Origin of the sequence: Hymenobacter nivis, assembly GCF_006439025.1 — a bacterium.
GTDB classification, from domain to species: domain Bacteria; phylum Bacteroidota; class Bacteroidia; order Cytophagales; family Hymenobacteraceae; genus Hymenobacter; species Hymenobacter nivis_A.
The window spans coordinates 490,212-503,865 of sequence record NZ_RCYZ01000004.1 but is presented as its reverse complement, the minus strand read 5'-3'; the positions used below and the strand labels follow the sequence as shown (position 1 = coordinate 503,865).

Genomic DNA, 13,654 nt, shown 5'->3' with positions numbered 1-13,654 from the left:
CGTGGACGGCTTCATCAACGGCAACGGGCGGACCACGATTTTGCTCACGCGCACGGCCAGCCTGGCCGCGGCGGGGGCCCCGGCGGTGGAGCGGGGGGCCAAGCTGTTCATCGCCGACGAGGCGGGCACCCGCTACGCGCTGGTGGAGCGGGCGGCGGGCAGGTACGTGTCCGACAGCCTGGTGCTGCCCGCCGCGCGCCAGTACCAGCTGCGCATTGCCCCGGCCACGGGGGGCGCCACCTACGAGTCGGCCCTGGTGCCGCTGAAAGCAACGCCCCCCATCGACCAGCTGGGCTGGTTGTTCGACGGCACCCAGGTGCAGGCAACCGTGAGCACCCACGACCCGGCCCAAGCGTCGCGCTACTACCGCTGGGGCCTGGTGGAAACCTGGGAGTTTCACTCCGCCTTCAACTCAACCCTGGAATACGACCCGGCCCAGAATAAGGTGGTTTTTCGCACGGTGCCGATTTACACGTGCTGGCGCACGGAGCGGTCCTCCGCCATCCGCCAAGGCAGCACGGCCCAGCTCAGCCAGGACGCGCTCACCAATTTCCCGCTGCTGGCCGTTGCGGGCCAGGCCGAGCGGCTGGCGATTCGCTACAGCTTGCTGGTGAGCCAGGTGGCGGAAACGGCCGAGGAATTTGCCTACTATGAGCTGCTGCGCAAAAACACGGAAGCCGTGGGCACGGTCAACGACCCGCTGCCTACCCAGCTCACGGGCAACGTGCACCGGGTGGGCAACGCCCAGGAGCCCGTGCTGGGCTACGTGGGGGCCCACANCGCACGGAGCGGTCCTCCGCCATCCGCCAAGGCAGCACGGCCCAGCTCAGCCAGGACGCGCTCACCAATTTCCCGCTGCTGGCCGTTGCGGGCCAGGCCGAGCGGCTGGCGATTCGCTACAGCTTGCTGGTGAGCCAGGTGGCGGAAACGGCCGAGGAATTTGCCTACTATGAGCTGCTGCGCAAAAACACGGAAGCCGTGGGCACGGTCAACGACCCGCTGCCTACCCAGCTCACGGGCAACGTGCACCGGGTGGGCAACGCCCAGGAGCCCGTGCTGGGCTACGTGGGGGCCCACACCGTGCAAGCCAAGCGCATTTTCATTGCCCGCGCCGAGCTGCCGCTGCCCGCCAACTGGGCTTTCGACAACCCGTACCAAAGCTGCACGATTGGCGATTCGTTGGCCCTGAGCTCCTTTGTGGGAATGGGCTCGGTGCCCATTGCCTACGTGCCCATGTCGCCGCTCTTCACCGGGGCCACGCGCGAGTGCGTGGACTGCCGCCTGCGGGGCTCCAACGTGAAACCCAGCTTCTGGTAGCGCCGCCGCCGTGCGCTTCTGCTCTCATTGCCCATCCCTTTGCTACTGCCCGTGTCTGTGCGTCCTTCCTTCCTTTCCCTCGTGGGCCTGGCCGCTGGCCTGGGGCTGCTGCCCGGCGGCCCGGCCCGCGCCCAGGGCCCCCAGGGCCCCGATTCGCTGGCCCAGCAGCTGCGGCGCTACGGCCGCCAGGCCCTGGCCGAAGAGCTTTTTGTGCACACCGATCGGCCGGCCTACGCCGCCGGCGAAACCGCGTGGCTGAAGGTATATGCCGTGGACGGCACCTTCCACCGCCCGCTGGCCCTGAGCACCGTGGCCTACGTGGAGCTGCTGGGCCCCGACCGCCGCCCCGTGCTGCAAGCCAAGCTGGCCCTGCGCGAGGCCCAGGCCCAGGGCCAGGGCGCGCTGGCCCTGCCCGCCGGGCTGCCCACCGGCCGCTACGTGCTGCGCGCCTACACCAACTGGATGAAAAATGCCGGCCCGGACTTCTACTTCCAGGCCCCCATTTCGGTGGTGAACACCTGGCAGCCGCTGGCCGCCGGGGCCCCCACCGCCGCGCCCGCGCCCGCGCCCGCCGGAGCCTCCACCGCCGACGTGCAGTTTTTTGCCGAAGGCGGGCAGCTGGTGCAGGGGCTGCCGGGCGGCGTCGGCTTCAAGGCCACCGATGGGCAGGGGCGGGGCGTGGCCGTGGCCGGCACCGTGGCCGACGGCCGCGGGGCCCCCGTGGCCACCTTCCAGAGCCTGCGGGCCGGCATGGGCAGCTTCCGCTTCACGCCCGCCCCGGGGGCCACCTACACGGCCACCGTGCGCCTGCCCGGTGGCCAAACCATCACCCGGGCCTTGCCCGCGGCCGCTCCCGCCGGCTACGCTCTGCTGCTGAATGACGACGCCGCCGACGCCGGCTTCCTGCGCCTGGCCGTGCGCGCCCGCCCCGCCCCCGGGGCCCCCGCCGACGCTGGGGCCCTGCACCTGGTGGCGCACACCGGCCAGCAGGTCACGGCCGTGGCCACGGCGGCGCTGGCGGGCGGCGAGGCCGTGTTCCGGGTCGAGAAGCGGCAGCTGCGCGAGGGCATCACCCACTTCACCGTGTTCAGCGGGCGGCGGCCGGTGGCCGAGCGGCTGTACTTCCGGCGGCCGGCGCACCCGTTGGCGGTGCAAGGGCGCACCGCGGCGGCCAGCTACGGGCCCCGGGCCGCGGCGGCGGTGCAGCTGCAAGCCGGGCGCGCCGCCGCCGCCTCGGTGGCCGTGTACCGGCTCGATTCGCTGGCCGCCGCCGCCCCGGCCCAGGACATTACCGCCTACCTGCTGCTGGCCGCCGACCTGCCCGGCTACGTGGAGGACGCCGGCTACTACTGCCGCGACTCCAGCGCCACCGCCCAGCAGGCCGCCGACAACCTGATGCTGACCCAGGGCTGGCGCCGCTTCCGCTGGGACGACGTGCTGGCCGGCGCCGGCCCGCCGCCCGCCGCCTTCCCGCCCGAGGCCACCGGCTACCTGCTGCAAGGGCGCATCAGCCGGCCCGATGGGGGCCCCGCGCCCGGCGTGGCCGCCTACTTGTCGCTGCCCGGCCGGCCGTTTTGGTTCGATAACGCCCTGAGCCAGGCCGGGGGCCGGATTCAGTTTGAGGTGCCGAACTTTTATGGCGTGCGCAAGCTGGTGCTCCAAACCAACCCGCTGCGCGACAGCCTCTACCGCGTCGAGCTGCTGAGCCCGTTCACGGCCGGCGGCGGGGCCCCCGTGCCGGGGCTGCCGCCGCTGCCCGCCCGCTGGGCCCCGGGCCTGGCCGAGCGCCACCTGCAAGGCCAGGTGCAGCAGGCGTTTGCCGCCGCCGCGCCGCGCTTCCGGCCCGTGCCGGGCGATACGGTGGCCTTTTACGGCCGGCCCAACGAGCACTACCGGCTCGACGACTACACCCGCTTCCCCACGGTGGAGGAGGTGATGCGCGAGTACGTGCCCGGCGTGCTGGTGCGCAAGCGCAAGGACGGCTTTCACTTTTTGGTGGTGGACCGGCCCAACCACGCGGTGCTGCGCGAAAATCCCCTCACGCTCCTCGACGGCCTGCCCGTCTTCGACATCAATCAAATCATGGCCTTCGACCCCCTGAAAATCAAGGGCCTCGACGTGATGGCCAGCCGCTATTTCCTGGGGCCCGCCGTTTACGACGGGGTGGTGAGCTACACCACCTACCAGGGCGATTTGGGCGGCTTCCCGCTCAACCCGCGCGCCCTCATCGAAGAATACGAGGGCCTGCAAGTGCCCCGCGAGTTCTACGCCCCGCGCTACGACACCGAGGCCCAGCAGCGCAGCCGCTTGCCCGACCTGCGCAACCTGCTCTACTGGAACCCCGACGTGCGCCTGGCCGCCCAGCAGCCGCAGGAGCTGGCGTTTTTCACCTCCGACCAGGCCGGCCGCTACCTGGTGGTGGTGCAGGCCCTGGCCCCCGGCGGCCAGTCTGGCAGCACCAGCTTCACCTTCGAGGTGAAGCCCGCCCTGTAGCCCGGGGCCCCGGGCGTTGGCTGTACGGAAACGTCCCCTGTACTTTCACAAACGACTGTTTTTAAGACATATATGGATAACCCGTCGGCGGTGGAAGCATTGCCTATGGCCGTGTAAAAGCCCCCGCGGGGCGACCCCAACGGGCGGTAGGCCAGGGGGGCGTCCCGTGGGGGCTTTGGAGTTGGTTAAAAGTCTGGTCCAAAAGTTAATTGGTGGACTTGTCAACCTCCACTTTTACATGGCCATAGGCATTAATAACACATTCCCGCCGCGAAAAACTTGCTTCTAGCGCATTTAAGTGGGCATTTGCGACGTTGGGGTACGGTTTTCTTATCGCGTAGGTAGGATGAATTATACTTTGACTATTGAACAAGTTATCTGTACTGAATCGACCCTTTTTTCGCCCGATCTGCTAGGTGCTGATTAGCTAGCCGGATGTTCATTTAAACGGTCGTGGCTGTTGCAGACCGCGTGGCTGGACAGGCTGCTGATTTCGTAGCATAGGGATGCAAGGCAAAAAGCAATAACTCGACAATGAGTTGGCCCGCTTTCGGCTCTCCGAGCGGGTTCCGCCTCACAATCTCTACCGGCGACTGGCCAAGCTGGTCGACTGGTCCTTTTCCTACAACGAGACCCGGGCCTAGTGCACGCCGCGCTCAAAACCAGCAACGCGCGGGTGGCCTTTACAAGCGCCCCGGTGCAGCTGGCCACCACTTACATCCACGCCGCCCTGCATCACAACTGCCTGGAGCCCAGCGCCACCACCGCCCATTGGGAAGCGCCCAACCGCCTGACCGTCTACGAATTGACGCAGGGCGGCCCTGGTGGAGCAAACCGTACGCGACCCGAACCTGGCCCGCTACACCAACGCCTCGCTGACCAACTACCACGTGCCCGTCAACGCCGAAATCCCGGATATGACGGTGGAATTTATTGACGAGCACGACCCTTGTATTAACGCGGTGAGCGTGAAAGGCATCGGCGAAATCTCCATTGTGGGCGTGACGGCGGCCGTGAGCAATGCCATTTTTCACGTAACTGGCCGCCGCCTGCGCGACTTGCCCATGACGCCTAACTAAGGTACTGACCCTCCTGCGGCAGCCGGCCTAGCTGGGGCCCTAAACAGCAGCTTTTTTTCAATTTAAACACTTTGTAAAGACGAGTCGTGTTCATCTGACGTTCATGCAGTGAAATACGACTCGCCTTTACGTTTTCTCAACTCACCACCCTTATGCACTACCGCCTGCTTTGCCTTCTCGCTGGTTCGTTGTCCATGCTGTCGTGCTCGCGCAAGGACGACCCGGCGACGCCTGATACGCCACTGGTCACTGGGTCGCCGGTGGAGACCAACGCGCCGAATGCCACTTATAAGCCCGCCTTTACCGGCCAGACCCGGATAGGGAGCGTGGCCACGGCGGCCAGCAGCTACCGGGCCACCGTGCTCACGTCCTCGCTGGCCAGTCCGTGGGGCGTCACCAGCCTGCCCGACGGCCGTTTGCTCGTCACCGAGAAAGCGGGCCAGCTGCGTCTGGTCACGGCGGCCGGGGTGGTCAGTGCCCCCATTACGGGCCTGCCGGCGGTCAATTCGGCCGGGCAGGGCGGGCTGTTGGGCGTGTGCCTCGACCCCGATTTTGCCACCAACCGGATGGTGTACTGGTCGTTTTCGGAAGCCCGCCCAGGGGGCAACCTGACGGCCATTGGCCGGGGCCGCCTGGCCACCGATGAACGCACGGTAGAAGCGGCCACCGTCATCTACCGGGCCGAGCCCGCCTACGCCGGTACGCTCCACTACGGCGGCCGCGTGGTGTTTGACCGCACGGGTAACCTCGTAGTGAGCACCGGCGAGCGGTCGGACCTGGCCACCCGGCCCCAGGCGCAAGTGGCCACGTCGGCCCTGGGCAAGGTCATCCGCATCACCAAAAACGGGCAGCCCGCCCCCGGCAACCCGACGTTTGCGCAAGCGGGCGCCCGCCCCGAGCTGTACTCCATCGGCCACCGCAACCCGCAGGGCCTGGCCATTCACCCCACCACCGGGGAGGTGTGGCAAAGCGAGCACGGCCCCCGCGGCGGCGACGAGCTCAACCGCCTCCAGGCGGGCGCCAACTACGGCTGGCCCACCATCGGCTACGGCCTGGAATACAGCGGCCAGCCCGTCGGGAGCGGTAGCACGCAAAGCCAGGGCTTGGAGCAGCCGGTGTACTACTGGGACCCGGTGGTGTCGCCCAGCGGCATGGCCTTCTACACCGGCAACCGCATCGCCGAGTGGCAAAACAACCTGTTCATCGGCGCGCTCAGCGGCCAGCACTTGCTGCGCCTGGTCATTGACAACAACCGGGTAGTGGGCGAAGAACGGCTGCTGGCCAGCGAAGGGCAGCGCTTCCGCGACGTGACCCAGGGCACGGATGGGGCCCTGTACACCGTCACGGACCAAGGCCGCTTGTACCGGATAGACCGGCCGTAGGGCCCCTTGTACACGTTGTCCGGAAGTCGGGTAAATGATTAGTAGCGCTGCGCCAACCAACCTAGCGCAGCCGCTACCAGCCAACTTAAACACCCGCTTATCGCCGGCAATAATTTTGCTTTTTTCTCGCTCACCATCCCCGGCGAAGCGCCGCTGCGCGCCCCCGGCGGCTTTTCGTCGGGGATGGCCTTGGCTAGGAAGCCCGTTGGCTGAGCAGGGGGTAGCCACGGTGGTTCCTGCCGCTGTTTACGCCTAAGCGGGTGCAGCTACCGCGGCCAGCCAGCGCAATACCAGGGCCGTGTCCTCCGGCCAAGTGGGCTGGCCGAGCAGGGCGTGGTTGCGGCCCGGCAACTCGCAGTAGCTACGCACCGAACCGGAATGGCGGTAGCGCCAAGAGTTGGCGCGGTTGAAGGCGGCGGGCATCAGCCGCTATACGAGGCCGATGGGCACATTTCGGGCGTGGTGGTGGCAACTGCTACGACAACGCCCACGCCGAAACGTGTTGAAGCCGATTCAAGGCCGAACTGCTCGCGGCGGCAGTTTTCCCAGACTAGACGAAGCCAAGCTCGAAATCAGCCACCGCATCGCCTGCTGTAACGCCGAGCGACGGCATTGCACCCTCTGCTACCAAGCCCCCAATCACTTCGAAATCCAACTTTGAACAACGCCCGACTCTATCCGGCTTATTTATACCACTTCACCATCAGCTAAATAGCTGGCAAGTTGACCTCCTGAACGAGTCGGCTGGCACCAGGCTACCAATGAATAGGCTCGGGTATGAACCGGAACCCTGCTCCTTGTTTTGCGATGTGACCCAACCCCGGCCAGGGAAAATGATACCCCAGCACGCGTGTTTGCTCGGCGGCCAGTGTTGAAAGAACCCGGGTTCGCGTTTTGGCGGCCGTGGCCGGCTCCAAGTCGGCCGCAAAAGTCAGGAGCGGGTTTTCCAGCGACAGCACGGCATGATGGGCTAAATCTCCCAGCAAGAACAAAGCGTCCGTGCCCGCGCGAAGCTCGAAGCAGATGTGCTCGGCCGTGTGCCCCGGCGTGAAGTGCGCCATTACGCCAGGCAGAAATTCCTCCCCATCCCGAATGAAAATCAGGCGTTCCCGCAGGGGCAAGAGATTGGCGCGCGCGACGCGAATAGCGGCAGCGGCCCAGCTGTCGAGCAGTGCCTCGTCGGTCCAATAGTGAAAGTCGTGTTCCGCGAGGTAGATAGAAGCATTGGGGAAGGTAGGTCGGCCGTCTGCCTGACAGAGGCCGCCCACGTGGTCGGGATGCGGGTGCGAGCAGAGAATGGCATTAATCTGCGCGGGCTCAATGCCGGCGGCGATTAGGTTTTGTACCAGCTTGCCGGCGCCTTGGCCAAAGCCTGTGAAGGAACCCACCCCCGTTTCCACCAACACGTTCGTGTTGCCAAGCGAAAAGAACAGAATATTTTGGTCCACCACGATTTGCTCTGTTGGCAAAAAGTTGCTGGCTAGGACCTGCTCTACGGACTGCTTGGTTTCGCCCAGGAAGACCTTCTCGGGAGTGCCTAGGTCCAGCTGGCCGTCCGAGATGATGCAGCCTTGGATAGCTCCTACGGCAAAGGGATAGGCTGGCGCCGTTCCGGATTTGCTTGACTCAAGCATACTTCAGTTGTAAAGGGGTAGTATGTTCACCGGTCCAACGCACCTCACGCAGCGTAGGGCCCCTGGAGCCACTGCTCGCAGGCAGCAGCAAAGACCGCCAGTTGCCCAATCCAGGGCACGGGCAGCTTTTCTGGATGCGTGTTAGGCACCCGGGAAATATGTCGCTTTCAGGTATTCTCGCAGCGACATGGGCTGGCGACCTAGCAGCCGCTCGACGGTGTCGTTCGTGCCAGCCAGCATGCCGTGCTGGGCTGCGGCGGCCCACTGGGCGAAGAAGGTGGCAACGAAGTCGGGGAATCCGGCGGCTATTTTCTGCGCGATGTAGGGCGCGGGCTCGCTGCTATGGTAGGTGATGGGCCGGCCCGCCAGCGCGGATAATTCCCGGGCAACGTCGTGAAACGAATAGGCCTCGCTGCCGGTCAAGGTATATTCTTGGTTGTCATGGCCTTCGCTGGTGAGCAGGGCGGCTGTGGCGGCGGCCAGCTCAGTGCGCTTGATGAATGCTATTTTACCTTCGCCTGCCGGCACCCGTAGCTCCGATTCCGGTACTTCGGTCCCAATCAGGTAGCCCAGGCCTTCGAAGTAGTAGCCGTTTTTGAGGATGGTGTACACCAGCCCCGACGCTTTGAGGTAAGCCTCGGTGGCCAGGTCGCTTTCCGTGACCTCGGGCATCACAAAATCGGAGTCGCGCTGGATGCTGGTGTAAAACAGGTGCTTGACCCCGGCTTCCTTAGCGGCATCGATTACGTTGCGGTGCTGGCTCAGCCGGTCGGTAAACGCCACGGCGGAAACTAGCAGCACCTTCTCGATGCCCCGGAAGGCTTGCACCAGCGCGGGGTAATCGAGGTAGTCGGCCTGGCGCACGTCGACGCCCCGCTGCGCGAGGTCGGTGGCTTTGTTGGCGTCGCGCACCAGGGCGGCGATGTCCGTGGCCGGGGTGGTTGTGAGCAGGCAGTCGATGGTTTCGTGGCCTAGGCCGCCAGTGGCTCCAGTTACTAAAATCATGGTACTAAAGAAAGTAAGACCACTACTGCGTGGTCGGCAAATGGTTGACGGTGTTGGCGTTGATCGAATTCTGAAAGGCCTTCGCAAGCAGTTCGGCTCCTGATGCTAGCAGCAGCAAAACCTCACGTATATTTGCTTGCGATTTGCAAGTGCAAAGATGGATTATAATACTTGCGAAAAGCAAGTAAAATTTAAATCTTTTTATGAAAGTGCTCAAACAGCGTTCTACCTGCCCCGTGAGCACGTCGCTTGACGTGCTGGGGGACAAGTGGACCCTGCTCATTCTTCGGGATATGGTCTTTGCGGGCAAGTCCACCTATGGGCAATTCCTGCAATCGGCAGAAAAAATGGCGACCAACATCTTGGCCGACCGCTTGGCAGTCCTGGAGGCGCAGGGCCTCTTAACCAAGGCCGTGGCCGCCGATAAGAAATCGAAGTTCACCTACCGGCTGACGGAAAAAGGCGTGGATGTCGTACCCATCATTGTCGAACTTATTCTATGGGGTGCTAAGCATTGCCCTACCATCGTGGCCCCTGGCTTACTGGCCGAACTCAAGACTGGGAAAGACGCGGCTGTGGTGAAATACCAGCTGCTAGCGCGCGAGCAGGCCCTGGCGTAAACAGGCGCCGTTTGCAGTATTAGCGCTGATCTAAGCTATTACTCGGTAGTATCTTAGGTATGAGGAATTAAGGTGCCAACTGCGTGCGGGTACTAGTTGCCGAGCAACTGCGCGAGGCGCTGCTCCAGGGCCGCCCCGCGTAGGTTTTGACCCACTACGTGGCCGGCTGGGTCGAGCAGGTAGTTTTGGGGTAGAGCTTCGATATGATAGCGCGCGGCGGCGGCATTGTCCCAGCCTTTCAGGTCCGATACCTGAGGCCACGTCAGGCCATCGGCTTGCACGGCCTTCAGCCAGGCGGCGCGGTTGTGGTCAAGCGACACGCTTAGGATGGTGAACTTCTTGCCCTGGTAGCGGTGGTATGCTTGGACGAGAATGGGGTTTTCGGCCCGGCAGGGCGGGCACCAGGAAGCCCAGAAATCCAGCAGCACGTACTGCCCCCGCAAGGCCGAAAGCTGCACTAGCTTGCCCTGCGGGTCGGCTTGGTGGAAGTCGGGCGCGAGGGGTTGCCCGGCCCGGCTAGGTGCCGGCGCGCCGGGCGAGCTGCCAGGGCTGGAGGCTGGATAGATAGACGTACCCGCGACCAGCAACAGAGCAGTAACGTGGGCAAAGAAAGAAGTCATCATACGTTGTTGTGATAAGTTAAATTTGCTAATCAGGTACTTATCTACTTATCAAAATATTATCAGGTTGGAAATTGGCGGCAGCCTGTAGGCCCCTCACAGCATCAGCTTGTAGCCGAGGCCGCGGATGTTCACGATTTGCACCTCGGTATCGGCGCGCAGGTAGCGGCGCAGGCGCGTGATGTATACGTCGAGGCTACGGCCGTTGAAGAAGGTATCGTCGCCCCACAAAGCCTGGAGCACCTCAACGCGCCCCAGCACCTGGTTGCGCTGCCGGTAGAGTTGCTGGAGCACCTCGGCCTCGCGGTTGGTGAGGGCCTGCGTATGGCCCTGGCGGTGCAGGCGCTGGTGGGGGTAGTCGAACTCGTACTGGCCGATGGCCACCACGGCGGGTGGGGTAGGGGCGCCGGCCAGCGGCAAAAGCCGGGCGTTGATGCGCGCCACCAGCTCCTCGATGCTGAAGGGCTTTTTCACGTAGTCGCTGCCACCCAGCTCGAAGCCGTGCACCACGTCGGCGGGCTGGCTGCGGGCCGTGAGGAAGATAATGGGCACCGTGGCGTCCTGGCTGCGCACCTGCCGGGCCAGCGAAAAGCCGTCGAGCACAGGCATCATCACGTCTACCACCAGCAGGTCGGGGTGGTGCTGCCGGAACAGGTCCAGGCCAGCCTGCCCGTCGGCCGCGTGCAGCACGGTGAACCCGCGCGAGGCGAGGTTGTCTTGCACAATGAGGGCGAGCGAAAGCTCATCTTCCACTAACAGAATGGTTGGCATAAGTAATTCGGTATTTGGCTAGGGTATGCGCCTGGCCAGCTTGGGGTTAATAGCCGCGCTACCCCCTAGGGCAGCGGCAGCCACACTGTGAAGGCGCTGCCCCGGCCCAACTCGCTGCGCACCGCAATGCGCCCGCCGTGGCGCTCCACCACCTGGCGCACGTAGTACAGCCCCAGCCCGAACCCCTTGACGGGGTGCAAGTTGCCGGTTGGCACCCGGAAAAATCGGTCGAACACCGCCGCCTGGTAGCCGCTGGCAATGCCCACGCCGTCGTCTTGCACCGTGAGCTGCCAGCCGCCCGCCGTGCGGCGGCTGCGCACGGTAATCGTAACGCGCTCCTTGGAGTACTTGATAGCGTTGTCAATCAAATTGTTGATAACGCCAGCCAAGTGCAGGCGGTCGGCCTGCACCACGTCGGTCGGGGCCAGGTCGAGCTCGAAGTGCACGGGCTTGCCGGCGTGCAGTTGGTGGCGGCGCACGGCCGCCTGCACCAACTCAGCGGGGTGCACGGGCTCGGGGTGCAGCACCAGGGCCTGCTGCTCTTTGGTGGCGATGGTCAGCACTTTATCCACAAGGTCGGAGAGGCGGCGCAGCTCGGTGCGCGCAATGTGGAAGTAGGTCTGCACCTTCGCGGGGTCGGCCTGTAAGCCGAAGCGCTCCAGCGTCTCCACGGCCGCCGACACCGTGGTGAGGGGCGTTTTCAGCTCGTGCGTCATGTTGTTGATGAAGTCGTTTTTGGCCTCGGCCAGCTTGCGTTGGGCCCCCATCGTGTGCCACACCAGCCCAAAACAGCCGCTCGTGAGCACCAGCAGCAGCACCGAGCCGCCCAGCAGCCCACCCAGGCGCTGCCACAGATACCACGTGGGCGCCGGCAGGTGGGCCCGCACGTACAGCGCGTGCTTGGGGTTGAGCAGCACGGGCGGCGTGGGCCGCGGGAAGCGGGCCAGGGGCCCCGCGGACGACGCCGATTGCCCGGGGGGAGGGCCCGCTGGGCGGATGGAGAAGGTATCGAGCACGGCCACGGAGTCGAGGCCGCGCTGGCCGAGTTGGCGGCGGTAAACGTGGGTGAGCGTGGGCAGGCTCAGGTGCGTGCCGCTGCGCCAGTCATCGATGGTGATGCGCGCCAGGTGGCGGCCGATTGACACGGCCTCCTGGTGGGATACGTCCTTCGGAATGACCGTGACACTGGAAGCGTATACCAAGCGCCGGGGCCCCACTCGCGGGCCGTTGGTGCCCGACACAATCAAGTCGAAACCTTGCGTTTTCAGGTCCTCTACGCCGGCAATGAGCTGCTGCTGCACCGTGGCGACCAGCGCATCGTGGGCGGCGCGGTCGAACTGCGCCGTCGTCAGCCGGTAGGTGCTGCAGAGCCAGTAGGCTTGAAAGCCGTTGATGCCGAGCACGCAGGCGGCCAGCAGCCAGGTAATGATGCGGATACGGTGTTGCATGCGGAGTAACCCAAAGCCAGGACGAAAGTACAACTCAAGTGGGTCGCTCCAGGGCGTTTAACACTATTTAACGTTCGTTAACAGGGGTTTACAAAGCGCGTCCGTTGCTTTGTGCTTCGTAATTACTACCCCCGCTACCCCTCCTATGGTAAAGCTTCTGAGCGCCTATGCAGCGCTGCTGCCCCTGCCTGCCGCCATGCTGCCCGCGCCGGCCCCCAGCCCCTTCGTCGTGCGGGGTTACCTGCCGGCTACCAAGGCCCAAAAAGCCTACCTGATGTACCGCCGCGGCGCGGCCGCCGTGGTCGATTCGGCCGTCATTACCAAGGGGCATTTCCAACTGAAAGGGCTGGTTGACAACCCGCAACAGGCCAGCCTGAGGCTTCCCCCGCCCGGTACATCCTACACCCACATGCTGGGCGAAGATGTGGCCATTATCTACCTCGAAAAGGGTGCTATCACCCTCACGGGCAGCGGCCAGCCCATGCAGGCCGTGGCCACTGGCACGCCCCTCAACCACGAAAACGCCGCCCTGGCCGCCCAAACTGCGCCCATTCAGGCGCAACTGACTGCACTGGCCGGGGTGCGGCGGCAAGCCGCTGCTGCCGCCGACACTGCCCGCGCGCACCAGGCCGACGCCCGGGCCGCCCTACTCACTAGGCAGCTAGGGGCGGTGTACGAGGCCTACCTGCGGACGCATCCCGCCAATCCCTTCAGCCTCTACGCGCTAGCTGATTACGAAGCCTATCAGCCCGATGCCACCGCCTGCCTTACGGTCTTCCAGGCGCTGGCCCCCAGCGTGCGCACCTCGCCCCACGGGCAAGCGGTGCAGCAGCAGCTTGCGCGCTTGCAGCGCACTGCCATTGGGGCCCTGGCGCCCGATTTTAGTTTGCCCGACCCGAGCGGCCAGTTGGTGAAGCTCGCCGACCTGCGCGGCCGGTACGTGCTGGTCGATTTCTGGGCTTCGTGGTGCCGGCCGTGCCGGGCCGAAAACCCCAACGTAGCCAACGCTTACGCCGCGTACCGCAACCAGAACTTCACGGTCGTCAGCATCTCGCTCGACAGCCAATCGGCGCGGGCGGCGTGGCTGAAAGCCATCCAGGACGACCACCTCACCTGGCCCCAGGTATCGGACCTGCGCGGCTTCAACACGGCCGTGGCGCAGCGGTACGCCATCAGCGCTATCCCCCAGAATTTCCTGCTCGACCCCCAGGGCCGCATCGTGGCCAAAAACCTGCGCGGCGACGCCTTGCAGCAAAAGCTAGCGCAGGTGCTTGCAGCCGAGTAA

At 64.8% G+C, this 13,654-nt stretch carries 13 protein-coding genes; 7 read left to right on the top strand and 6 right to left on the bottom strand.

The window, feature by feature from the left end; translation table 11 throughout:
• From EAH73_RS12510 to EAH73_RS12490, 5 genes are all read left to right on the top strand, one after another.
• Positions 1-913: DUF4249 domain-containing protein (locus EAH73_RS12510; RefSeq protein ID WP_140466993.1), on the top strand; the 913-nt coding region annotated here is incomplete at its 5' end.
• Entirely contained in the window at positions 802-1,317 is a 516-nt protein-coding gene (locus tag EAH73_RS12505) for a DUF4249 family protein (RefSeq protein ID WP_140466992.1), read from the top strand. The genes EAH73_RS12510 and EAH73_RS12505, both read left to right, overlap by 112 nt.
• Before the next feature lie 57 nt (positions 1,318-1,374).
• On the top strand, positions 1,375-3,810 hold the full coding sequence (locus EAH73_RS12500) for an MG2 domain-containing protein (protein WP_140466991.1): 2,436 nt from the start codon (positions 1,375-1,377) through the stop codon (positions 3,808-3,810).
• Positions 3,811-4,634: 824 nt separating this feature from the next.
• On the top strand, positions 4,635-4,889 hold the full coding sequence (locus EAH73_RS12495) for a xanthine dehydrogenase family protein molybdopterin-binding subunit (RefSeq protein ID WP_140466990.1): 255 nt from the start codon (positions 4,635-4,637) through the stop codon (positions 4,887-4,889).
• A gap of 152 nt (positions 4,890-5,041) precedes the next feature.
• Positions 5,042-6,271, top strand: coding sequence for a PQQ-dependent sugar dehydrogenase (locus EAH73_RS12490; protein ID WP_140466989.1), 1,230 nt, complete (start codon positions 5,042-5,044; stop codon positions 6,269-6,271).
• Positions 6,272-6,523: 252 nt separating this feature from the next.
• Here EAH73_RS12490 and EAH73_RS23085 read toward each other — a convergent pair whose 3' ends face one another.
• The 3 genes from EAH73_RS23085 to EAH73_RS12480 form a co-directional block, all read right to left on the bottom strand.
• Positions 6,524-6,694, bottom strand: a complete 171-nt coding sequence (locus tag EAH73_RS23085) for a hypothetical protein (RefSeq protein ID WP_161599527.1) — start codon at positions 6,692-6,694, stop codon at positions 6,524-6,526.
• A 332-nt stretch (positions 6,695-7,026) separates the two neighbouring features.
• Entirely contained in the window at positions 7,027-7,905 is an 879-nt protein-coding gene (locus EAH73_RS12485) for an MBL fold metallo-hydrolase (protein ID WP_140466988.1), read from the bottom strand.
• A 141-nt stretch (positions 7,906-8,046) separates the two neighbouring features.
• Positions 8,047-8,910 carry an SDR family oxidoreductase gene (locus EAH73_RS12480; RefSeq protein ID WP_140466987.1) on the bottom strand — a complete coding sequence of 288 codons (864 nt, stop codon included), beginning with the start codon at positions 8,908-8,910 and terminating at the stop codon, positions 8,047-8,049.
• A 203-nt stretch (positions 8,911-9,113) separates the two neighbouring features.
• On the opposite strand from EAH73_RS12480, the gene EAH73_RS12475 reads away from it, so the two are divergent.
• Positions 9,114-9,530, top strand: a complete 417-nt coding sequence (locus EAH73_RS12475; protein ID WP_140466986.1) for a winged helix-turn-helix transcriptional regulator — start codon at positions 9,114-9,116, stop codon at positions 9,528-9,530.
• A gap of 92 nt (positions 9,531-9,622) precedes the next feature.
• Here EAH73_RS12475 and EAH73_RS12470 read toward each other — a convergent pair whose 3' ends face one another.
• The 3 genes from EAH73_RS12470 to EAH73_RS12460 form a co-directional block, all read right to left on the bottom strand.
• Entirely contained in the window at positions 9,623-10,153 is a 531-nt protein-coding gene (locus EAH73_RS12470; protein ID WP_140466985.1) for a TlpA family protein disulfide reductase, read from the bottom strand.
• A gap of 93 nt (positions 10,154-10,246) precedes the next feature.
• The gene (locus EAH73_RS12465) at positions 10,247-10,921 is read right to left on the bottom strand and encodes a response regulator transcription factor (protein WP_140466983.1); all 675 of its coding nucleotides are present in this window, start codon (positions 10,919-10,921) and stop codon (positions 10,247-10,249) included.
• Positions 10,922-10,986: 65 nt separating this feature from the next.
• Entirely contained in the window at positions 10,987-12,369 is a 1,383-nt protein-coding gene (locus EAH73_RS12460) for a sensor histidine kinase (RefSeq protein ID WP_140466981.1), read from the bottom strand.
• Positions 12,370-12,514: 145 nt separating this feature from the next.
• Here EAH73_RS12460 and EAH73_RS12455 point away from each other — a divergent pair, with 145 nt between their 5' ends.
• Entirely contained in the window at positions 12,515-13,654 is a 1,140-nt protein-coding gene (locus EAH73_RS12455; RefSeq protein WP_140466979.1) for a TlpA disulfide reductase family protein, read from the top strand.